The 21,667-nt window shown below is 66.8% G+C and carries 20 protein-coding genes and 1 pseudogene; 6 read left to right on the forward strand and 15 right to left on the reverse strand.

Annotation, left to right across the window (positions count from 1 at the left end):
• Window positions 1–70: 70 nt before the first annotated feature.
• From PVZ72_RS11680 to PVZ72_RS11710, 7 genes are all read right to left on the reverse strand, one after another.
• Window positions 71–1,465, reverse strand: coding sequence for a GGDEF domain-containing protein (locus PVZ72_RS11680; protein ID WP_273862000.1), 1,395 nt, complete (start codon window positions 1,463–1,465; stop codon window positions 71–73).
• A gap of 121 nt (window positions 1,466–1,586) precedes the next feature.
• A complete protein-coding gene (locus tag PVZ72_RS11685) occupies window positions 1,587–4,226 on the reverse strand; it encodes an MGH1-like glycoside hydrolase domain-containing protein (RefSeq protein WP_273862001.1) in 2,640 nt (879 codons plus the stop codon).
• A 271-nt stretch (window positions 4,227–4,497) separates the two neighbouring features.
• The gene (gene mqo / locus PVZ72_RS11690; RefSeq protein ID WP_133862924.1) at window positions 4,498–6,135 is read right to left on the reverse strand and encodes a malate dehydrogenase (quinone); all 1,638 of its coding nucleotides are present in this window, start codon (window positions 6,133–6,135) and stop codon (window positions 4,498–4,500) included.
• Between the two features lie 480 nt (window positions 6,136–6,615).
• Window positions 6,616–7,542, reverse strand: a complete 927-nt coding sequence (gene rlmF, locus PVZ72_RS11695) for a 23S rRNA (adenine(1618)-N(6))-methyltransferase RlmF (RefSeq protein WP_133862925.1) — start codon at window positions 7,540–7,542, stop codon at window positions 6,616–6,618.
• Between the two features lie 199 nt (window positions 7,543–7,741).
• Window positions 7,742–8,713, reverse strand: coding sequence for an aldo/keto reductase (locus PVZ72_RS11700; RefSeq protein ID WP_273862002.1), 972 nt, complete (start codon window positions 8,711–8,713; stop codon window positions 7,742–7,744).
• 61 nt (window positions 8,714–8,774) lie between these two features.
• Window positions 8,775–9,479: a 16S rRNA pseudouridine(516) synthase gene (locus tag PVZ72_RS11705; protein ID WP_133862927.1), complete on the reverse strand. Its 705-nt coding sequence runs from the start codon at window positions 9,477–9,479 to the stop codon at window positions 8,775–8,777.
• Window positions 9,479–9,694, reverse strand: coding sequence for a cysteine-rich CWC family protein (locus PVZ72_RS11710; RefSeq protein ID WP_187978556.1), 216 nt, complete (start codon window positions 9,692–9,694; stop codon window positions 9,479–9,481). The genes PVZ72_RS11705 and PVZ72_RS11710 overlap by 1 nt, the downstream gene beginning before the upstream one ends.
• A 143-nt stretch (window positions 9,695–9,837) precedes the next feature.
• Here PVZ72_RS11710 and PVZ72_RS11715 point away from each other — a divergent pair, with 143 nt between their 5' ends.
• The 4 genes from PVZ72_RS11715 to ung all read left to right on the forward strand — a co-directional run bounded on the left by PVZ72_RS11715 (window position 9,838) and on the right by ung (window position 12,607).
• Window positions 9,838–10,959 (forward strand): glycerophosphodiester phosphodiesterase, encoded by a 1,122-nt coding sequence (locus tag PVZ72_RS11715; protein ID WP_133862929.1) that lies wholly within the window; start codon window positions 9,838–9,840, stop codon window positions 10,957–10,959.
• A 51-nt stretch (window positions 10,960–11,010) separates the two neighbouring features.
• On the forward strand, window positions 11,011–11,463 hold the full coding sequence (locus PVZ72_RS11720) for an NUDIX hydrolase (protein ID WP_273862003.1): 453 nt from the start codon (window positions 11,011–11,013) through the stop codon (window positions 11,461–11,463).
• Window positions 11,464–11,547: 84 nt separating this feature from the next.
• Entirely contained in the window at window positions 11,548–11,847 is a 300-nt protein-coding gene (locus tag PVZ72_RS11725) for a hypothetical protein (RefSeq protein WP_007163043.1), read from the forward strand.
• A 64-nt stretch (window positions 11,848–11,911) separates the two neighbouring features.
• Window positions 11,912–12,607 (forward strand): uracil-DNA glycosylase, encoded by a 696-nt coding sequence (gene ung, locus PVZ72_RS11730; protein ID WP_133862944.1) that lies wholly within the window; start codon window positions 11,912–11,914, stop codon window positions 12,605–12,607.
• 29 nt (window positions 12,608–12,636) lie between these two features.
• Here the strand turns inward: ung and PVZ72_RS11735 are convergent, their stop codons facing one another.
• The 4 genes from PVZ72_RS11735 to plsB all read right to left on the reverse strand — a co-directional run bounded on the left by PVZ72_RS11735 (window position 12,637) and on the right by plsB (window position 17,522).
• Window positions 12,637–13,581, reverse strand: coding sequence for a DMT family transporter (locus tag PVZ72_RS11735; protein WP_273862004.1), 945 nt, complete (start codon window positions 13,579–13,581; stop codon window positions 12,637–12,639).
• A 102-nt stretch (window positions 13,582–13,683) separates the two neighbouring features.
• Complete coding sequence (locus tag PVZ72_RS11740; RefSeq protein ID WP_273862005.1) at window positions 13,684–14,409, reverse strand: helix-turn-helix transcriptional regulator; 726 nt, start codon at window positions 14,407–14,409, stop codon at window positions 13,684–13,686.
• 71 nt (window positions 14,410–14,480) lie between these two features.
• Complete coding sequence (locus PVZ72_RS11745) at window positions 14,481–14,963, reverse strand: YbaY family lipoprotein (RefSeq protein WP_273862006.1); 483 nt, start codon at window positions 14,961–14,963, stop codon at window positions 14,481–14,483.
• Window positions 14,964–15,011: 48 nt separating this feature from the next.
• A complete protein-coding gene (gene plsB / locus PVZ72_RS11750) occupies window positions 15,012–17,522 on the reverse strand; it encodes a glycerol-3-phosphate 1-O-acyltransferase PlsB (RefSeq protein WP_273862007.1) in 2,511 nt (836 codons plus the stop codon).
• A gap of 371 nt (window positions 17,523–17,893) precedes the next feature.
• On the opposite strand from plsB, the gene PVZ72_RS11755 reads away from it, so the two are divergent.
• Complete coding sequence (locus tag PVZ72_RS11755; protein ID WP_133862934.1) at window positions 17,894–18,106, forward strand: cold-shock protein; 213 nt, start codon at window positions 17,894–17,896, stop codon at window positions 18,104–18,106.
• Window positions 18,107–18,147: 41 nt separating this feature from the next.
• Here PVZ72_RS11755 and PVZ72_RS11760 read toward each other — a convergent pair whose 3' ends face one another.
• From PVZ72_RS11760 to dapE, 3 genes are read right to left on the reverse strand one after another with little or no spacing between them, the layout of a single operon-like run.
• Window positions 18,148–18,531 (reverse strand): hypothetical protein, encoded by a 384-nt coding sequence (locus PVZ72_RS11760; protein ID WP_133862935.1) that lies wholly within the window; start codon window positions 18,529–18,531, stop codon window positions 18,148–18,150.
• A 5-nt stretch (window positions 18,532–18,536) separates the two neighbouring features.
• Window positions 18,537–19,349 (reverse strand): putative RNA methyltransferase, encoded by an 813-nt coding sequence (locus tag PVZ72_RS11765; protein WP_273862008.1) that lies wholly within the window; start codon window positions 19,347–19,349, stop codon window positions 18,537–18,539.
• Window positions 19,346–20,488: a succinyl-diaminopimelate desuccinylase gene (dapE, locus tag PVZ72_RS11770; RefSeq protein ID WP_273862009.1), complete on the reverse strand. Its 1,143-nt coding sequence runs from the start codon at window positions 20,486–20,488 to the stop codon at window positions 19,346–19,348. The genes PVZ72_RS11765 and dapE overlap by 4 nt, the downstream gene beginning before the upstream one ends.
• A gap of 84 nt (window positions 20,489–20,572) precedes the next feature.
• Here dapE and tcdA point away from each other — a divergent pair, with 84 nt between their 5' ends.
• Entirely contained in the window at window positions 20,573–21,358 is a 786-nt protein-coding gene (gene tcdA, locus PVZ72_RS11775) for a tRNA cyclic N6-threonylcarbamoyladenosine(37) synthase TcdA (RefSeq protein WP_443218245.1), read from the forward strand.
• A 73-nt stretch (window positions 21,359–21,431) separates the two neighbouring features.
• Here the strand turns inward: tcdA and PVZ72_RS11780 are convergent.
• Window positions 21,432–21,667, reverse strand: a pseudogene (locus PVZ72_RS11780) (IS110 family transposase); the annotation flags it as partial.

A 21,667-nucleotide genomic window follows, 5' to 3' on the forward strand; every position in this document is an offset into this window, starting at 1 on the left:
TGGGATGGTCGCAACAAAGAACCCGCTTCGGCGGGTTTTTTGTTGGGCGCGATTCAAGGACAGCGGGCGATTAAGGTCCGGGTTCCGCAGCGATGCGGTTGCGACCGGCGTTCTTGGCCGCATAGAGCGCCCGGTCGGCGCCTTCGGTGAGGGTGTAGGCATCCATCCCGGTCCTGTAGGTAGCGATACCAACGCTCAGGGTCACCGCGCGCCGTGACCAGGCATGGTTGGCGACGGCAGCCCGACAACGCTCGGCCACCAAGTGGGCCGCGGTGAGATCGGCACCCGACAGCAGGATGGCGAATTCCTCGCCGCCGTAGCGAAAGCAGGCGTCATTGTCGCGACAGCTTTGTAGCAGCAGCTGACTGACCGTCTGCAATGCGGTATCACCGGCCTGGTGGCCAAAGGCGTCGTTGTAGGTCTTGAAGTGATCGACGTCGATCAGCAGCATGGACAACGGCGTGCCCTGGTCCTCGGCGCGCCGCAGATGCTCCGCCAGGCGCAGGTCGAAGGCGCGTCTGTTGAACAGACCGGTCAGGGCATCGGTGACGCTGCGTTGCTCGGCGGCCTGCATCATGTCCAGCAGTTGGCGCTGCGAGGCCTCCAGCATGTGCTGTTGCTCGATATGCTCGGTGACGTCCACCGACAGCCCCGCCAGGGCGATGCCCTGCCGCGTGACCAGGGGAAACTTGTAGGACTGCCAGAAGAGGCGTCGACCATCCGGGGCCGTCATGCGCTCGACGAGTCGGCTCGGCTTGAGTTCGTTCATCACCTGCTCGTCGACCTGGCGGAAACGTGGCGCCGCCTCTGGCCAGATGGTGAAGTCGTCCTGGCCGAGGACCTCGTCACGGGTCAGTTCCAGCTGCTGCAGGAAGGGCTCGTTGACATAGCGGTAGCGCCAGTCGCGGTCCTTGATGTAGGCGATGAAGGGCCCGTTGTTCATGAAGGCGGAAAAGTTGATGTCCAGCTCTTCCAGCTGGCGCAGGGTCTCGCGCTGTTGCAGCAGGATGATGACCTGCCGAGCCAGCCGTTGCAGGTTGTCGACCTGAGCCGCCTCGAACCGCCGGACCCGGTCGTCCATCACGCAGAGGGTGCCGAGGGCGACCCCGTGCCGGTCGAGCAGGGGAATGCCCAGGTAGGCGCGCATCCGCTCCAGCCCGGGTGCCGCCCTCAGGTGTGAAACGCGCGGGTCCCTCTGCAGATCCTCCACCAGAAAAGGCTGGCGAGGGGTGCGGATCGCCAGGTGGCAGAGCGAGGCGTCGGCCGGTACCTCGGCCACCGTCATGCCCTGGCAGGCCTTGAACCAGAGACGCTGCCGATCGGCCAGGGTGATGAAGGCCACCGGCGCCCGGGTCAGTTGGCAGGCCAGGGCGACGATGTCCTCGTAGGCGGCTTCGACACCGCTATCGAGAATCTGCAGCTCGCTCAGGGCTTGGAGACGCTGGGCGTCATCGGGGTGAGTCATGCGGGCTCGCGAAGGCGGGGTCTCTGGCTAGAGCATAGTATCCAGGGCGACAGAGGAAAACTGTAGCCTTGCCGCAGTTCGCCCAGGCGCCGGTCGCTCCCGGCGCCTGGGCGTTAGCGGACTAGCGGCGGGGTTGCAGCAGCAGCGCCACCAGGGCGCTCCAGCCAGTCTGGTGGGAGGCCCCGAGTCCGCGGCCGTTTTCGCCGTGGAAATACTCGTGGAACAGCACCAGGTCGCGACTGCGCGGATCGTTCTGCAGTTGTGGATAGTCGACCATGCTCGGGCGTTTGCCGTCGGCGTCCTTGAGGAACAGCCGCGTCAGGCGCTGGCTGAGGCCGTCGGCGACCTCTTCCAGATTGGCCAGGTAGCCGGAGCCGCTGGGGTATTCCACCGAGAAACTGTCGGCGTAATAACGGTGGAACTCGTGCAGCGACTCGATGAGCATGTAGTTGATCGGCATCCACAATGGCCCGCGCCAGTTGGAGTTGCCGCCATAGAGGCGCGAATCCGATTCCCCCGGTTGATAGCGGGCGCTGAGCAGGTTGCCGTCGGCCTGGCGCATCTCGAAGGGTTGCTGTTCGTGGGCCTTGGACAGCGAGCGGATGCCGTATTCGGAGAGGAATTCGTTGTCATCCAGCATGCGCTTGAGCAGCAGCTTGGTACGGTGGCCGCGCAGCAGCGAGAGCAGGAATCTATTGCCCTGGCCGGGTTCGGTCCAGCGCGAGACCAGTCGGGCGAGGTCCGGACGCTGGCGCAGGAAGCCGCGCAGTCGTCCGCCGAGGCCGGGGAGGCCTTCGTGCTCGCGCTGTTCCAGCACCTGCACCGCGAACAGCGGGATGAGGCCGACGATGGACCTCAGGCGCAACGGCTCGGCACTGCCATCCGCCTTGTGCAGGACGTCGTAGAAGAATTCGTCCTGTTCGTCCCAGAGGCCGTCTTCGCGATCATCGCTGTGGTTGATGGCGCCGGCGATGTGCAGGAAGTGCTCGAAGAACTTCACCCCGAGATCGACGTACACCGGATTTTCCTTGGCCAGCTCCAAGGCGATGCGCATCAGGTCCAGCGCATAGGCGGCCATCCAGGCGGTGCCGTCGGCCTGGTCCAGGTGATAGCCCTCCGGCAGGGGGGCCGAGCGGTCGAAGAGGGCGATGTTGTCCAGGCCGAGGAAACCGCCCTGGAAGATGTTGCGACCCTCGGTGTCCTTGCGGTTGATCCACCAGGAGAAATTCAGCAGCAGCTTGTGAAAGACGCGTTCGAGAAAGACCCGGTCGCCCACCCCGGTCAGAGACTTTTCCTGCAGGTAGACGTGCCAGGTGGCCCAGGCATGCACCGGCGGATTGGCGTCCTCGAAATTCCACTCGTAGGCCGGCAGCTGGCCATTGGGATGCATGAATCTGTCCTTCACCAGCAGCAGCAGCTGCTGCTTGGCGAAACCGGGATCGATCAGGGCGTAGGCCACCGCCTGGAAGGCCAGGTCCCAGGAGGCGTACCAGGGGTACTCCCATTTGTCCGGCATGGAGACGATGTCGAAATTGAGCAGGTGGCGCCAGTGGCCGTTGCGGATGCGCTGGCGCTGCGCCGGCGGCGTCGGCTGGGCCGGATCGCCATCGAGCCAGCGATTGACCTCGAAGTAGTAGAGCTGCTTGGACCAGAGCAGGCCGGCCAGGGCCTGGCGCTGCACCAGGCGCGCATCGGGATCGGCGATCTTTTCCTGCAGGGCGGCATAGAAGGCATCGGCCTCGGCGATGCGCTCGGCAAAGATCGCATCGGCATCCACCGACAGCGCATTGGTCGGCGCCAGGCGCAGGTAGACCACGGTCTTGGCGCCACCCTCCAGCTCCACGGCGAAATGAGCGGCCGCCTTGCTGCCGAAGTCGCGGCGGATCGCCTCGCGGGCGCCGCGCACCACGTAGTCGTTGATGCCGTCCTTGAAGGGGCCCTCGGCAGCTTCACCGGTCAGGCGGGGCAGGTTGGTTTCGTTGTTGCAGAACAGCCACTCGGCCTCGCGCGGGCCCCAGGCGCTGACCACCAGGTCGGGCCGGTCGAAATAGCTGGCGCGGACCTGGTCCCCCTCCAGGCTGAGCATGGAGCGCGGCGGGGTGCCGGTCCAGGCCCAGGTGTTGCGAGACCAGATCTGCGGCAGCACTCGCAGGCTGGCGCGCTCGGTCCCGCGGTTTTCCACGGTGACCCGCATGAGGATGTCGTCGGGGGTGTGCTTGGCGTATTCGACGGTGACGTCGAAATAGCGATCCTCGGCGAAGACGCCGGTATGGAGGATCTCGTATTCGCGATCCTCCAGGCCGCGTCGGGCGTTTTCCTCAGTGAGCTGGGCATAGGGAAAGGCGGCGTGGGGATACTTGTAGAGCATCTTCTGGTAGGCATGGCTCGGTACCCCGTCCAGGTAGAAGTACAGCTCCTTGACGTCCTCGCCATGGTTGCCTTCGGCGTTGGTCAGGCCGAACAGCCGTTCCTTGAGGAAGGGATCGCGCTCGTTCCACAGGGCGATGCCCAGGCACCATTGCTGAGCCTTGTCGCAGAAACCGGCGAGGCCGTCTTCGCCCCAGCGATAGGCGCGGCTGCGCGCATGGTCATGGGGGAAGTAGCGCCAGGCGTCGCCATCGGCGCTGTAGTCTTCACGGACCGTGGCCCACTGGCGCTCGCTCAGGTAGGGCCCCCACTGCCGCCAGGCGGCGGCATCGGTATCAGCCAGGCGCTGGCCTTCTCGGGTATGCAGGATGCCCGGGGCGGGATGTGCCGTCATCGTGTCTCCAGATTCAGGTAACGGTTAAGGCTCGAGGATAGATCACCATTGTGGCGTGCAACGACCTGCCTTGGCGTATCGCTGCAGTTTTTAGTGCCTGTCTGACCGGAAAAAATTCACGCCGTTGCGGTTTTCGTCACAGGGCCTGAGCGGGCGCAAGGGCTCTATCCCGGGCAAGCGGCGGACGAAAAAAAGCCCCACGCCGGGTCGGGGTGGGGCCTTCTGGTCATCGCGAAGCGCCCGCCGCTCGCGCAGCGGGCCTGGCAGCGATCTACAGCGCCATGTCGTTGGCGGCCTTTTCGGCGCGCGGGGCGCTGGCGGTGGCCTTGGCGTTCTCGGTGCCGGTGGCGACCGGCGGGGTGGCCAGTTGCAGGACTTCGGCGGTGTAGTTCCATTCCTGCTGCACGCGCGCCGGGTCGCTGTTCAGCTTGGTGCCGTAGCTGGGCACGATCTGGTGCAGCTTGGCTTGCCACTCCGGGGTCGCGACCTTGTCCTTGAACACCTTCTCCAGCACGCTCAGCATGATGGGTGCGGCGGTCGAGGCACCCGGGGAGGCGCCCAGCAGGCCGGCGATGCTGCCGTCCTTGGCCGCGACGATCTCGGTGCCCAGCTTCAGCACGCCACCCTTGTCTGCGTCGCGCTTGATGATCTGCACGCGCTGACCGGCCTGCCACAGGCGCCAGTCTTCCTTCTTGGCGTTGGGGAAGTACTCGCGCAGGGCGGCCATGCGGTCGTCATCCGACAGCATCAGCTGACCGGCGAGGTATTCCACCAGCGGGTACTCGGCCACGCCCACGCGGACCATCGGCCAGGCGTTGTGGGTGTTGGTGCTGGTAAGCAGGTCCAGGTAGGAACCCTGCTTGAGGAACTTGGTGGAGAAGGTGGCGAAGGGCCCGAACAGGATCACGCGCTTGCCGTCGAGCATGCGGGTGTCCAGGTGCGGTACCGACATCGGCGGTGCGCCCACCGACGCCTTGCCGTAGGCCTTGGCCAGGTGCTGCTGGGCGATCTCGGGGTTGTCGGTGACCAGGAAGGAACCACCCACCGGGAAGCCGGCGTAGTCGTTGGCTTCGGGGATGCCCGACTTCTGCAGCAGGTGCAGGGCACCGCCGCCGGCGCCGATGAAGACGAACTTGGCGTCGGTTTCGGTCTTCTTGCCGTCCTTGAGGTTCTTGTACTCCACGCGCCAGCTGCCGTCGGCATTGCGGGTGATGTTCTCGACTTCGCTGGACAGGTTCAGCTTGAAGTTCGGCTTGGACTGCAGGTTGGCGGCGAACTGGCGGGTGATCTCGCCGAAGTTGACGTCGGTGCCCAGCGGACTCCAGGTGGCGGCGATCTTCTGCTTGGGATCGCGACCTTCCATCATCAGCGGAACCCACTGTTTGATCTGCGCGGGATCTTCGGAGAACTGCATGCCGGAGAACAGCGGGCTGGCCTTGAGCGCCTCGTAGCGCTTCTTCAGGAAGGCGATGTTCTCGTCACCCCAGACGAAGCTCATGTGCGGGGTGCTGTTGATGAAGCTCTTCGGGTCCTTGAGGACACCGTTCTTGACCTGCCAGGACCAGAATTGACGGGAGATCTGGAAGGCTTCGTTGATCTCGATGGCCTTGGCGATGGTGACCTTGCCGTCCTTGTCTTCCGGGGTGTAGTTCAGCTCGGCCAGGGCGGAGTGGCCGGTACCGGCATTGTTCCAGCCGTTGGAGCTCTCGTCGGCGACCTGGTCCAGGCGCTCGACCATTTCCATGGTCCAGTTCGGCTCCAGCTCGTTCAGCCAGATGCCCAGGGTGGAGCTCATGATGCCGCCGCCGATCAGCAGGACGTCGACCTTCTTGGTGTCTTCGGCCTGTGCGGTGCCCAGGGCGGAGGCGATGGCGACGCCGAGCAGCGCGCCAGTCATTTTCTTCAGCATGTGATCTCTCGTTCGATAGAAGCTGGGTCTGCTTATCGAGTTTCGGTGCGGTGCGGCACCATGGCACATGGGGGGATGTGCAGTGGGCAAGGCAGAATGCAGCCGGAAACACGCAAGGGCAGGTTCTTTTCCCTCCACCGCCCCTCTCTCATGAGTCACCGGAGGAGTCGGAGCAAAAACGCAAGACGCGGCCTTGGCAGCGGCTGACCGGAGACAGAGGTCTCGGGCGCGGCTGCGTGCGCGTGGCGTAATTGTTGCCGGACATTTTAAAGGGAAGGGTTAGGGCTGCCTAGCCCGTAATTCATTGGCTTTGCCTATTAGCCTTTAGTCTAATCCTTTGTGACGACAGTCAAAGTCCCGCCAGCTGCCGCTCCGGGCGAACCGGAGCGGTCTGGACGGCTTTCCGCGAGCAGCCGGCGGCACCGACGAAAGCGGCCGGAAAGCCGCCGGAGGGTCGTCGTTCAAGTGTGGAGAGGTCGATCAGGCGAAGCGCCAGGCGAGAAAGCGACTCTGCTTCTGGCCCTGGGCCATGGCCACCACGCGACTTTCACTGACCTGTTCGCGGCGCAGTGCCGCCTGCAACGGCGGCAGATTGTTGACCTTGGACACCAGGCAGGTGAACCAGCCGACCTGACCGGCAAAGGCGCGACTCTCGCGGATCATCCGCTCGACAAAGACGGCCTCGCCCCCGGGGCACCAGAGTTCAGCCGCCTGGCCGCCGAAATTGAGCAGGGGTACCTGCTTGCCGGTGGTCTTGCCCAGGTTCTTCCACTTGCGCCGGCTGCCGCGCACGGCATCGTCGGGGCTGGCATGGAAGGGCGGATTGCACAGGGTGGCGGCGTAGCGCTCACCGGGTTGCAGGATACCGGCGAATATGGCCTGGGGATCCGGCTGGCGGCGCAACTCGATGGCGGCGGCGCAATCCGCATTGGCCGCCAGGGTGCGGCCGAAGGCAGCCAGCGCCGCCGGGGCGATGTCGCTGCCAACGAAATGCCAGCCGTACTCCTTGAAGCCGATCAGCGGATAGACGCCATTGGCGCCCGTACCCACGTCCAGCAAGCGCGTCGTCGCACCCCGGGGAATCCGGCCGCCATTGCCCTCGGCCAGCAGGTCGGCCAGGTGGTGCAGGTAATCCGCCCGGCCGGGAATCGGTGGGCAGAGGAAATCGGCGGGGATGTCCCAGTCGCGCACGCCATGGTGCAGCGCCAGTAACGCGCGGTTGAGCGCGCGGACGGCCTGGGGATCGGTGAAGTCGATGGACAGATTGCCCCGCGGCGTCGGCGCCACGAACGGCCTGAGCGCCGGGCTCGTGCGCATCAGCGCTGGAAAGTCGTAGCTGCCCTGGTGGCGATTGCGTGGATGCAGGGGCGCAGGGCGGCCAGGAAGGGGGCGGCGGGGCGAGGTCATGAAGGCAGGCAGGGTGGAAAAGGGGCGGCGAGCCTAGCACAGCCACCCTTTTAGAGCCTGTTTTAAGTCTCGTGAGCCAGGTACAAACAAGGCGAAAATGCCTGAGGAAGCGGAGTTTACAGTCGGTAAATGAGCATTCCGAAGGCATTTTCAACGCCGTTTGCCCGACGCGCAGCAGGCTTTAAACAGGCTATACGGCTCACGCGGGCGTCGGGGCGTCTTCCGGCAGCACGCCGATCTCGCGCAGGTTGCGCCAGAAGGCGGCAGGGATGGGCGCCCGTAGCAGTTCGGCGTTCTGCCGGGCCCGCTCCGGTGTGCTGCTGCCGGGAATGGTGGCGGCCACCGTGGGATGGGCCAGGCAGAACTGCAGGGCCGCGGCGCGGATGTCCACCCCGTGATCCTGGCAGACGCCCTCGATCAACTCGACCTTGCGGCGCAGTGCCGGCTCGGCTTCGGCGTAGTCGTAGTGCTTGCCACCGGCGAGCAGGCCGGAATTGTAGGGCCCGCCCACCACGATGCCCACGCCGCGGCGTTCGCATTCGGGAAAGAGCGTGTCCAGGGCTTCGCGATGATCCAGCAGGGAATAGCGACCGGCCAGCAGGAAGGCATCGGGATCGCTCTGCTCCAGCGCCAGGCGGCAGGGTTCCACCAGGTTGACGCCCAGGCCCCAGCCCAGGATCAGCCCTTCCTCGCGCATCTCGGTGAGGGCCTTGGCCGCACCCTGCATGGCCTGGGCGAAGTAGTCGCGCCAGGCCGGGCCATGCTGGTCCTCGGACAGATCGTGGATCCAGACCAGATCGAGGCGGTCGGTCTTGAGGCGTTCCAGACTGGCCTCGATGGAGCGGCGGGCGCCGTCGGCGGAATAGTCGAGCACCCGCTTGAAGGGCAGTTCGTTGACGAACGGCGGCGCATTTTCCGGCCGGTCGGCCGGTTCCAGCAGGCGGCCGACCTTGCTGCAGAGGACGAAGTCGTCGCGCGGCTTGTCGGCCAGCACCTCGGCAAAACGTCGCTCCGACAGCCCGGCGCCATAGTGGGGCGAGGTGTCATAGAGGCGGATGCCGGCGTCCCAGGCGGCTTCGAGCGTCGCCCGGGCGTCGGCGTCGCCTACCTCGCGGAACATGTTGCCCAGCGGGGCGCCGCCAAAGCCGAGGGAGGGGATGTCGATACGCATGGGAAGTCTCCAGGGTGGTGCGTGTCTGCATCCCGACCGATGTCCCCAGACTCCTGTTCCCCTAGTCCGCCGGACGTAGCAGGGCCACCTCGGCGCAGGTGAGCGGACGATAGGCACCCTCGGCCAGGGCGGAATCCAGCGCCAGCTCGCCGATGCGGTCGCGATGCAGGGCGATGACCTCGATGCCGAAGCGGCCGAACATGCGCTTGACCTGGTGATAGCGGCCTTCGACCAGGGTCAGGAAAGCGCTGTGGTCGTCCAGCAACTCCAGCTGCGCCGGTTGGGTGGTGAGGTCCTCATAGGCGAAGTAGAGCCCTTCGGCGAAGGCGGCCACCAGCTGCGGCGGGATGACCTCGGCGGTGGTGACCCGGTAGCGCTTGGTCTGCCTGTGACGCGGATGACTGAGGCCGCGTGACCACTGGCCATCGTTGGTGAGCAGCAGCAGGCCGGTGGTGTTGAAGTCCAGCCGTCCGGCCAGGTGCAGATCGGCGCGCTGGTCCGGGGCGAGGCAGTCCAGCACCGTGGCATGGCGGGCGTCGACGGTGGCGCTCACGCAGCCGCGCGGCTTGTGCAGCATCAGGTAGCGACCGCCGGGGCCGTCCTGCAGCAGGCGCTCGTCGGCCTCGATGCGGTCGAAGGCGAACACCTCCTGCTCGGCCCGCAGGGTGGTGGTGCCGTTGACCCTTACCCGGCCCTCGGCGAGCAGGCGCCGCCCTAGTTGCCGGCCCAGCTCGGGTCGGTTGCCCAGCCAGCGGTCCAGGCGCATCAGCGAGGTTCGCTCGCGACGCCTGCCGCGCAGGCCGGACAGAGGCAGCGGCGATCGCGCTCTTGCGCGGGCAGGCGGTCCAGGACGGCGGGATCGATCGGCGTCTGCAGGCACCAGCAGTCGCGGATCTCGCCCCCGGCCGCCAGGAAGCAGCTGTTGGCCTGGCCGCACAGCGGGCAGCGGGTGGGATCGAAGGGGATGGGCGATGCGGCCATGGTGATCTCGTCGGGCGAAGCGGGCGGCAGAGTACCGGGAATTGCGACCTGGGTAACGTCCGCTACGCTGGGGGTCTGCGTACTGTCGCAACCAGGGTGCAAGCTGCATCCTAGCTCCGATCGTCGGACCACCCGAGGAACCCATGACAATAACTGCTCTGCGCACCCTGATCCGTACCCTCATTCCCGGCACCCTGCTGGTCAGCCAACTGGCCCTGGCCACCGAAGCCGATGTCGGCCAGACCCTGGCCCGCCAGGCCGGCATTCCCTGGCCGGCGGTGATCGCCCATCGCGGCGCCTCCTTCGACGCCCCCGAATCCACCGCGCCGGCCTACCTGGTGGCGCGGGAACTGGGCGCCGACTACCTGGAGCTCGACCTGCAGCGCACCAGGGACGGCCAGCTCATCGCCCTGCACGACGACACCCTGGAACGTACCACCGATGTCGCCAAGCGCTTCCCCGACCGCGCCAAGGCCCCGGTCAGCCAGTTCACCCTGGCCGAACTCAAGTCGCTGGACGCCGGCAGCTGGTTCAACCAGGCCCATCCCGACCGCGCCCGGCCAAAGTTCGCCGGACTCAGGATCCTTACCCTCGACGAGGTCATCGACATCGCCGAAGGCGGTCGCAACAAGCCGGGTCTCTACATCGAAACCAAGCAACCCAAGCTGTTCCCCGGCATCGAGCGCGACCTCAAGGCCAAGCTGACCCAGCGCGGCTGGCTCGGCAAGCCCAAGCCGGGTGCCACCGGCGTCGCCGCCATGCCCGGGCGGGTGATCCTGCAGACCTTCGAGAAGAGCAGCCTGGAGCTGTTGCAGAAGGAGATGCCGAAGACGCCGAAGATCCTGCTGCTGTGGCTGGGCGACGACTACATCCCGGCCAAGCCCGGGCCGAGCTACGCCGAGTCGGGCGAGGCCAGCAAGGCGGCCTACTACGCCAAGCAGCAGGTGCGCTCCGAAGGCGATTTCACCGCCTGGATCGAGTGGGCCAAGGCCCATGGCGCCATCGGCATCGGCCCCTCGGCGGCCCTGGAGGAGGGTGGCGACCAGAGCTATGCGGACCTGGTGAAGCCCTGGATGAACGACGTCGCCCACGAGCGGGGTCTGCTGGTGCATGCCTATACGGTGGACTCGGCGGTGGACTACGCGCGTCTCGCGCCCCGTGGCGTGGATGGCTTCTTCAGCAATCGCGCCGCCGAATTGCTGAAGTTCTATGAGCGTCCGGCCAAGCAGGCACCCGGTGCCCTGCTCAAGCAGCTGGGTTATTGAGTCCAGGCGGGGAGGCCTGCCGGTCTCCCCGTCGCCAACGGAGGCCTCCTCATGTCCCGCCATGCCTTCAACGGTGCCAAGCTGGCGCTGCTCTGCGCTGAGCAGATTCTGGTCTATCAGCGCGATGACAAGCCCGACATCCCCTGGCCGGCCCTCTGGGACCTGCCCGGCGGTGGTCGCGAAGACGGCGAGACGCCCGAGCGCTGCGCCCTGCGCGAGCTGGAAGAAGAATTCGGCCTGGTGCTGGACGAGGCGCGGCTGACCTGGGGGCGTTGCTATCCGCCGCGCCAACCCGGCTATCTGCCCAGCTGGCTGTTCGCCGGGCAATTGCATCCCGCCGAACTCGCCGCCATCCGCTTTGGCGACGAAGGCCAGCACTGGCAGCTGATGAGCATCGCCGACTTCCTCGCCCATCCCCAGGGCGTACCCCATCTGCAGGCGCGGCTGCAGGACTACCTGGGCGAGCGGGAGGAGAGCCGACCGGCGTCTCTTAATCCCGGCTGAATGAACGCGCGATAACCGGGCGCGGCGCCTGGCCAGGGCTTAAGCTTTGTCCAGGCCCATCCGGGCCGTTCTGGAGATCTCCCCATGCGCCATTTCCTCTTGGCGTCGCTCTGTGCCCTGACCTTCACCGGCTGCACCGTCTACGACACGTCCCCGCGCTATTACAGCCGTCCGGCACCGCCCGCGGCGGTTTTCTACGGCACGCCGGCCTATCCGCCGCCCGCGGTCATCGTGCGGCCCTATGGCTATGGCTACTACTATCGACCGGCACCGCCACCACCGCCTCACTGGGGTCCGGGTCCCGGCTGGGGACCGCCGGGCTGGGGACCGCGTCCGGGTTATGGTCCGCCCGGCTGGGGCCCGCGCTACGGTCCGCGCTGGTAGCGGGTTTGACAGGGGCAGCCGGCTTTTCTAGGGTGCTGCCCTTGTCTTGACCAGGAAGCCTCGAATCGTGGACGACGATCGCATCAAGCTCGACCCCCAATGGAAAGCCGCGCTGCGCGACGAATTCGAGCAGCCCTACATGCGTCAGCTGAGCGAATTCCTCAGGCGCGAGAAGGCGGCGGGCAAGGTCATCCATCCGCCCGGGCCGTTGATCTTCAATGCCCTCAATACCACCCCTCTGGATCAGGTCAGGGTGGTCATCCTCGGCCAGGACCCCTATCACGGTCCGGGTCAGGCCCATGGGCTGAGCTTCTCGGTGCAGCCTGGGGTACCGGCGCCGCCGTCGCTGCAGAATATCTTCAAGGAACTCAAGCGCGACCTGAACCTGCCCATTCCCAACCACGGCTATCTGCAGCACTGGGCCGAGCAGGGCGTGCTGTTGCTCAATACCTCGCTGACCGTGGAACAGGCCAACGCCGGTTCCCACGCCAAGGCCGGTTGGCAGAGATTCACCGATCGCATCATCGAGGTGGTCAGCGCCGAGCGGGAGAACCTGGTGTTCCTGCTCTGGGGCAGCCATGCCCAGAGCAAGCAGACGCTCATCGATCCCCAGAAGCACCTGATCCTCAAGTCGGCGCATCCCTCGCCGCTGTCGGCCCACCGCGGTTTCATCGGCAACGGCCACTTCGGCCGCACCAATGAATTCCTGCGCAACGCCGGCCTCACCCCTATCGACTGGGCGCTGCCACCGCTGGCGTAGGAGGGCGCAGCCGGCCACGACCCTCGCGTTCAGGTCGCCCCTGCCGCGACTGTCCGAGACGGGCGCCGGTGGCACTGCAGGCACCAGCTCGTCCCGAGCATGAGCAGGAGGATCGCCAGGGATTCCAGGCGAGTCGGCCAGCGCCCGCTCCAGAGAAAGCCATAGGTCAGCGAGGCCAGGGTCTCGATGACGATGGCCTGACCACTCAGGGTCAGGGGTAGCCGGCGGCTGGCCTGATTCCAGCAGGCGCCGCCGATGACCGAGGCAAGCAGCGCCACGCCGGCAGCCACCAGCAGCGGCTGCAGCCAGTCCGCCGGTCCCCGCAACGCCAGCTCTTCTCCCAGCAACCAGGGTGCGACCAGCAGTGCCTGGGCACCGGTCATCCCGCCCAGCAGCAGGCCCCAATCGTGAGCGCCGATCGGCGTCCTGGTCAGAAAGCGCGTGTTGACCACCGCGAACCAGCTCCAGGCCAGCAGGGCGCCGCAGGCGCACAGCAGGCCCAGGGCAGGCCGCTCGCCAACCGCGGTGGTGGTCAGCGTCTCGTAGCTGATCAGGACCACGCCGAGCAGCGCGCAGCAGAGCGATGGCCAGAGGCGACCGAATCCCACAGCGCCCGCGTCGCGCTGCCCGGCCAGGGCCACCAGCAGCGGGATCAGGCCGACGATCAGGGTGGTCGCCGCGATACCGGCCTGCTTCACGCCCACGCCGACCAGGGTGTAGTACCCCAGGTTGCCGATCAGGCTGAGCCAGAACAGGCGCGTGCCGTCGGCCCAGGTCAGCTGCCTGCGCAGTCGGCGCCAGCAGGGCAGCAACAGCCCGAGTGACACCAGTCCGTAGCAGAGAAAGCGCAGCACGGCGAACTGGGCGCCGCTCAGGTCAGGGACCAGCGCCGGGGCCAGAAAGATCACGCCCCAGCACAGGCCTGCCGCCAGCCCGTAGCCGATACCCACTGCCGACAGTTCTCGTTCCTGCATCGCGCCGTCTCCACCGATTCGACACCAGTGTGGTGACGGCGACCTGGACCGGTCTTGCGCGAGACTGCGGGGTTTTTTACCTGGACTGCGTACCTGGACTGCCTACCCCGGCAGTCGCTGACCGCGCCGCCAGGCGGCCGGGCTGATGCCCTGGCGGCGGGTCATGGCGCGGGTCAGGGCGGCTTGGTCGGAAAAGCCGACGCGCAGGGCGATGTCGGCGATGGGCAGGCGGCTGTCGGCGAGCCAGCGCTGCGCCTGGCGCAACCGTAGGTCGGTGAGCCAGGCCTGGGGCGTCTGGGCGAAACGCTGGTGGAACAGCAGGTGCAGCCGGGTCAGCCCCAGGCCCGCCAGGCGGGCCATGGCCGCATTGTTCCAGTCCCCTGCAGGCTGGGCCTCCACCTGGACCAGCAGGCGGTCGAAGGCCGCGCTGGCGGTCGCGGCGGTGAGCGAGGCGAGCAGCAGACGGGTGAGTTCGGGCGCGTGTTGGTCGAGGGTGTCAGGCGAGGTCAGCTCGGCGAAGGCGATCAGCTGGCGGGTCGCAGGCGGAATCGCCAGGCCCGGCTGCCGTAACGCGCGATCCAGGAGCGGAGCAGGCACCCAGTCGGCCGCGCAGTCGATCACCAGAAAGCGGCTGCCTGGCTCGGATTGCTGGGCATGACCGCAATCGGGCGCCACCAGGGCCGCGAGACCGGTATGCAACCGCGTCCCGCTACGCCCGGCGAGCTCCAGCTCCATGCCGCCCTGGATGGGCAGCACCAGCTGCGCGAAGGCATGGGCATGGGGCTGGTGTTCGCCCTGATAGCGCTTGATGGCGAGACGGGGAGTCAAGGCGCACCTCGGTGGCGAAGCGGGGGGTCGAGAGCCTTGATCCTAGCATGTCGCCCCGGGCCCTACGGACCTCAACGCACCGGCTGCAGCGGCAACTCCACTTCGCCACCATTGCTCAGGTCCACGGCCACCGGCTCCTGGGTCAGATACAGCGGGCGACCGCCGAGGAGGATGCGCCCGCTGAGCAGATAGCGCTCGCCGCTCTTGACCTTGGCCGGGGCGTAGTCAAGGCGGAAGGGCACCTGGCCGGGCTGCTTGACGAACAGGGTGCGCTGGGCCAGGCGACCGGCAGGGGTGTCGCCGGCACTGGCGCTGTAGAGGCTGACGGTGAGCTTGGCGGTGGGCGGCACCGGCTCGTTGGCGGTAAAGGTGGCCTGGCCGCTGAGGCTGGTCATGCTCGGCTGGGCCGGCACGCCAGGCGTGGTGGTATGCGGCTGCTCGGTGGGCGGCAGCGGCTGGCCGGCGGGCGGCGGTGGCGTCGCGGGACCGGGGCGCAGCCCGCTACAGGCGCTGAGCAGCAGCGAGGTGGCGAGCAGGGTGGCGATTCTTTTCATGGGTAGATCCTGGACTGAAATCGACTGCTGTGACCCATGGACGCCGGCTTAGTTGCCGGCGACCGCAGGGGATTCGGGATCCGGCAGGTCGGGCGCATCGGGTCGGTCCAGCGCCACCTGACGAATCGACAGGCGGATCTCCGCCGGCAGCACCCGCTTGCCGGCGCCTTCGGCCAGTTCGCCGAGCAATTCGTGATGGCCCAGGGTGCCGTCGTCGGCCTTGCGCAGCACACCCTCGGCCAGCAGCGTCTGGATGAAGTGGCGAAACAGCGACTTGTCGAAGAATTCCGGCGCATTGAGGCCATGCAGCACCGACAGCCGCTGGGCCATCACGGTGCAGAGTTCTTCCAGTTGCGGCGCGGTCAGGCTGTTCTGGCCGTGGTTGAGGATCAGCGCGGTGGTCATGTAGTAGCGCTGCAGGGTCTGCAGGATGGCCCGCGCCAGCAGGGTGAGGCGGACGAATTGCCGCGAGCTGGGCGCCGCACGCACGAAGACGTCGTCCTCGATGCGCAGCAGGCCGCGCTCCACCATGGCCTCCAGCCAGCTGTCCAGCACCAGCGGCAGCTCCTCGCGCTCCCAGTGGATGAACAGCTCGGCCTGCAGATAGGGATAGAGCGCCAGGGCGAATCTGTGGATCAGCTCGCGGGTCATGCGCCCGGTGTTCTGGAAGAAACTGGCGATCAGCGCCGGGATGGCGAAGAGGTGCAGGACATTGTTGCGGTAGTAGGTCATCAGCACCGCGTTCTGCTCGTCCAGGTAGAGGATGCGTCCCAGAGCGTCCTGCTGCTCGGAGAGGAAACCCAGGGCGCGCACCTCTTCGATGATCGCCTGGCCGTCGCCCTCGGGCAGGGTGACGCTGGTGGAGTAGGGCACCCGCTTCAGCAGATCCAGATAGAGGTCGATGGCGCGTACCAGGGCGCCTTCGTCGAGGGCCTGGCGGTTGGTCGAGAGCAGCGCCAGGGCCACCAGGTTGACCGGGGTGACGGCCGCCGCGGCATTGATGCGGCGGACCACCCGCTCGCCCAGTTCGTGGGTGACCGAATTGAACCAGGCGGGCTTCAGGTCTTCGTCGAGGGGTTCGTCGCGCCAGCCTGGACGGCGGGCATCGAGGAAGCCTTGCAGCGGGATGGGCTCGCCGAAGTTGACCCAGACCCGACCGAAGCGCTGGCGCAGGGCGCCAAAGACCTTGACTAGGTCGAAGATGGATTCCTTCTTCTTGGCCGCGCCGCGCAACTCGCCCAGGTAGGTGTGGCCCTCGAAGACCTTCTCGTAGCCGATGTACACCGGTACGAAGACGATAGGGCGCCGCGAATCGCGGAGGAAGCTGCGCAGGGTCATGGCCAGCATGCCGGTGCGTGGCTGCAGGGTCCGTCCGGTGCGCGAGCGACCGCCCTCGACGAAGTATTCGGTGGAGAAGCCGCGGCTGAACAGGCTGTGCAGGTATTCGTTGAACACCGCCGCATAGAGGGCGTTGCCCTTGAAGCTGCGCCTCATGAAGAAGGCCCCGCCACGGCGCAGGATGTTGCCCACCACCGGCATGTCCAGGTTGATACCGGCGGCGATGTGCGGCGGGGTCAGGCCGTTCTGGAACAGCAGGTAGGACAGCAGCAGGTAGTCGATGTGGCTGCGGTGGCAGGGGACGTAGACCACGGTATGACCGGGCGCCATCTCCTGGATCCGCTCGATGTGGCTGACCGTGACGCCGTCATAGATGCTATTCCAGAACCAGCGCAGGCCGACGTCCAGGCAGCGCACCACCGGATAGGAGAAGTCCGAGGCGATCTCGCGCGCATAGTGCGCCGCCTCGTCTTCGATGCGCCCGGGGGTAGCCTTGCGCTGGGCGATCTCGTGGGCGATGGTCGCCCGTACCTGGGGCGCGCGGAGCAGGCCGCGCAACAGGGTACGGCGGTGCGACAGGTCCGGGCCGATCACCGCCTGGCGCACGTTGCGGAAGTGGATGCGCAGCTGCCGCATCACCAGGCGCTCCAGGCGTTGCGGATCGGGACGCTGGCTGGCCAGTTCGCCCAGCGACAGCGGCTTGGAGAATTGCACCCGGGTCAGCCGGCCCAGCACCAGGATGCGCGCCAGCTTGCGCAGCCGTCCGGTCACCACCCAGTTGTCCGCCCAGAGCAGTTTCCAGGGACTGGTCTCGCGATCCGGCGACTGGCCCCAGAAGACGCTGACCGGTACCAGCTGGACGTCTTCCAGCTGCTGCTCGGTTACCGCGGCCACCACCCGGCGCAGGGTAGGGGGTACCGAGCGCCGGGCTGGGCGGCCGCGCCAGTTCGCCTTGCCGGTGGCGTTGAAGTAGGCCAGTGGCTCGGTCTTGCTACCCAGCACCAGCGGGCGTAGCGGTCGCGGCAGGCCGGCCTTGCGGCATTCCCGGTCGAGCACCGCCAGATCGCTCAACGAGGCCTCGGGGAGGACATAGAGCACCGGCCTGGCGGGATCGATGCGGCTGAGCAGGCTGGCCGCCTGGGTGGTCTCGGAGCGGACCCAGAGATAGAGCAGGCGCTTGAGCAGCGAGAAGGCCAGCAGGCGCAGCGGCGAACGGGTCATGGAGGGCTACCGGAGTGACGGAGCGGCAGTGTGCCGGATGGCCTGGCGGGCGTAAAACCGCTCGTGTTGTTCTCTCTTCGACCCGGTAGTCGGCGGCTTGTCCCCGTTGTCGAAAAAATGCCGCTCAGATCGTCGAAAACCCGGCATTGGCGCGGCTTTCAGCCATGATGGCACTTTGCGTAAAGAACGTTGCTTTTGCCGGGAAAGCCATGCTTCATAAGGCATCGGCAGGTTCTTGCCGATGGTCGGAATCGGGCTGCCAGCCTGGCGACCGGTCCGGCGAGCGATCTGTACCGATACAACAAAGCAACCCGAGCGCCCAGCTTGTGGCGAGCGGGGATAGGAAATCCAGAAAGCTTCGGAGAGATGTGATGGGTGAGCAACGCGAAACCGGGACCGTCAAGTGGTTCAATGACGCCAAGGGATATGGATTCATTCAACGCGAAGGCGGTGCCGACGTGTTCGTTCACTACCGCGCCATCCGCGGTGAAGGTCATCGTTCCCTGAACGAAGGCCAGCAGGTGGAGTTTTCGGTGATCGAGGGCCAGAAGGGTCTCCAAGCCGAAGACGTCGCCCAGGTCTAGATCCGTTGCGCGAGGAGCGCAAGGCTCCTCGCGCCTTCAGTTCACTCGGTGCGCCAGACAATCTCTTCGACGCCCGCGTCCGTCACCTTCAGCCAGCGATCGGCGGCTTCTTCCTCTTCTTCCTCGCTCCAGCCGCTCGGGGCGCAGCGCACCTGTACCTGGAGGGCTGCATAGGCATCGCGGGCGCAGGCCAGGTCATCCACCCAGGGCGACACATCGCTTTCCAGCAGCAGGCTGTGCCACTTGCCGACTGCCTTCGGCAGCCAGGTCACCGGAATCGACTCGCCGCCATAGCGCAGGGTGCATTTGAAGGTCTGTCCGTGCGCCTGCCAGACGCAGGGCATGGCGAACACCTGTTCGAGCCAGGCCGAGATGGCGTCCTGATCGACGTCCTTGAGGTAGATTTCGATATCGGGCTGGCGCATGGGGCTTAGGCTCCGGATTTGATGATCCAATCGTAACGTACTGCCACCCGCACTTCGAAGGGCTCGGCCAGGACCCGCTCGCGGCGCTCGGCGTTGACGCGCCAGCCGTGGGGCGTCATGGCCAGCAGGTCTTCGCGGGTCTGGCGCTCGGCCAGTGGCAGCACGAATTCGAGCCCCTCGCTGTGGGCCAGTTCCAGGCCCGGCGGCAGATCCTGCAGGTGCTTGTCTTCGGCATAGTCGCGCACCTCGTCATAGAGCCGCTGGCGCAGCTCCAGCAGGTGGGCGCTGGCCGGCCCCAGGCGCAGGATGCCGCCGCCGGGTGCCAGCACGCGCCGGGCTTCGCTCCAGTCGATGGGGCTGAAGACGCTGGCCAGCAGCTGGCAACTGGCGTCCGGCAGCGGCAGGCGCGCCATGCTGGCCACCAGCCAGGTCAGCGCCGGGGTACGCCGGCAGGCGCGGCGCACCGCCTCGCGGGAGATGTCCAGGGCATAGCCGTCGGCCGCGGGCAGGGCCTGGGCCAGGCGCGCGGTATAGAAGCCTTCGCCGCAGCCCACGTCGATCCAGCGCCGGGGCGCGCGTTCGGCGGCCAGGTGCGCCAGGCGCTCGGCCAGGGGCGCATAGTGCCCGGCATCGAGAAAGCGTCGGCGCGCCTCGACCATGGCGGCGTTGTCGCCCGGGTCCAGGCTCTTCTTGTGCTGTACCGGCAGGAGATTCAGGTAGCCCTGGCGGGCACGGTCGAAACGATGGCCGGCGGCGCAACCGACGCCACCCTCGAGTTCGGCCAGCGGGGCCTGGCAGAGCGGACAGGTCAGCTTCATGCCAGCAACCGTACCAGGGTGCCGTAGTACACCTCGGTCAGCAGATCCAGGTCGCTGGCCAGGACGTGCTCGTCCACCTGGTGAATGGTGGCATTGACCGGACCCAGTTCCACCACCTGGGCGCCCAGGGTGGCGATGAAGCGACCATCCGAGGTGCCGCCGCTGGTGGAGGCTTCGGGGCGATAGCCGGTGACCGCTTCCACGCTGGCCGAGACGGCGTCGAGCAGGTCGCCCGGCTCGGTGAGGAAGGGCAGGCCGGACAGTGACCAGTCGATGTGCCAGTCCAGACCGTGGCGATCGAGGATGGCCTCTACGCGGGCCTGCAGGCCTTCCACCGTGGATTCGGTGGAGAAACGGAAGTTGAACAGCGCCTGCAGTTCGCCCGGCACCACGTTGCCGGCGCCAGTGCCGGAATTGAGGTTGGAAATCTGGAAGCTGGTGGGCGGGAAGAAGGCGTTGCCGTCATCCCACTGTTCGGCGGCGAGATCCGCCAGGGCCTGGGCCGCCAGGTGGATGGGGTTGCGTGCGAGGTGCGGATAGGCCACATGACCCTGCTTGCCGCGCACGGTCAGGCGGCCGTTGAGCGAGCCACGGCGACCGTTCTTGACCACGTCCCCCAGCAACCGGGTGCTGGAGGGTTCGCCGACGATGCACCAGTCCAGGCGCTCGCCGCGCGCGCGCAGGCGCTCCACCACGGCGCGGGTGCCGTGCAGGGCCGGGCCTTCCTCGTCGCTGGTAATCAGGAAGGCGATGGCGCCATGGTGCTCGGGATGGTCGGCAACGAAGCGCTCCACGGCGATGATCATGCTCGCCAGGCTGCCCTTCATGTCGGCGGCGCCCCGACCGCGCAGCATGCCGTCGGCATCCACATGGGCATTGAAGGGGGCCTGCTGCCAGGCCTCCAGCGGGCCGGTGGGCACCACGTCGGTGTGACCGGCGAAGCACAGCACCGGACCCTCGCCCCCACGCCGCGCCCAGAAGTTGTCCACCTCTTCGATGCGCAGGGGTTCGAGGGCGAAGCCCAGGCGCTCCAGGCGCTGCATCATCAGGGCCTGGCAGCCTTCGTCCAGCGGCGTGACCGAAGCCCGGCCGATCAGGTCGCAGGCGAGTTCCAGGGTGGGGGTGAGGGCGGTGGTCATGGCGGGTCCCGGGAGGCAGCTAGGGTTCAGGGGGAGCGGTATGGTAAAGGAAAACCTATACTGTGGCTTTTGTGGAAAGCCTTCATGACGTTCGATGAACAACGCTTCGGCGGGATCGCCCGGCTCTATGGGCAGGAGGCTGTCGAGCGCCTGGCCGCCAGTCATGTCGCCGTGGTCGGCATTGGCGGGGTGGGTTCCTGGGCCGCCGAGGCCCTGGCCCGCAGCGGTGTCGGCCAGATCAGCCTGTTCGATCTGGACGACGTCTGCGTCAGCAACACCAATCGCCAGGTACATGCGCTGGAAGGGCAGGTGGGGCGGCCCAAGGTCACGGTGATGGCCGAGCGCATCCAGGCCATCAACCCGGCCTGCGCGGTCAAGGCGGTGGCGGACTTTGTCACCCGCGAGACCATGGCCGACTACATCACCGAAAAACTCGACCTGGTGCTGGACTGCATCGACAGCGTGGCCTCCAAGGCGGCGCTGATCGCCTGGTGCAAGAGACGCAAGATCGCCATCGTCACCACCGGCGGCGCCGGCGGTCAGATCGATCCCACCCAGATCCAGGTGGTCGACCTCAATCGCACCTACAACGACCCCCTGGCCTCGCGGGTGCGCTCGCTGCTGCGCCGCGACTACGGCTTCTCGCGCAATCCCAGCCGCCACTACAGCGTGCCCTGCGTCTTTTCCACCGAGCAGCTGCGCTATCCCAAGCCGGACGGCAGCGTCTGCCAGCAGAAGAGTTTCGTCGGCGAAGGCGTCCGCCTGGACTGCGCCGGCGGCTTCGGCGCGGTGATGATGGTCACTGCCACCTTCGGCATGGTCGCCGCGGCTCGCGCCGTGGACAAGTTGATCCAGAAGCCCAGGGGGTAGGGCTTTTCGTCGGTTGGGTGGAGCTCGGCGAAGCCCAACCTACGTTCAGCTGTGTAGATACCGTCTTCGCCCCTCAGTGTGCAATCGCTAAAGCAGGGTCGAAAGGCTTGCCTGATTTGAGCACGCCATAGGCGATGGTCAGCAGCTTGCGCATGGCGGCGCAGACGGTTTGTTTACCTTTCTTCCCCCTGGTTTTCAGACGCTCGGCTTGCGCCTTGATAGCCGGGTTGTAGGTCAGCGCCACGACGGCGGGTAGGTATAGCGCACTTCGTAAGCGGACCGATCCCATGCGCGAGATGCCGGTATGGC

Source organism: Pseudomonas sp. LA5 (genome assembly GCF_028640825.1).
Taxonomy (GTDB): domain Bacteria; phylum Pseudomonadota; class Gammaproteobacteria; order Pseudomonadales; family Pseudomonadaceae; genus Chryseomonas; species Chryseomonas aestiva.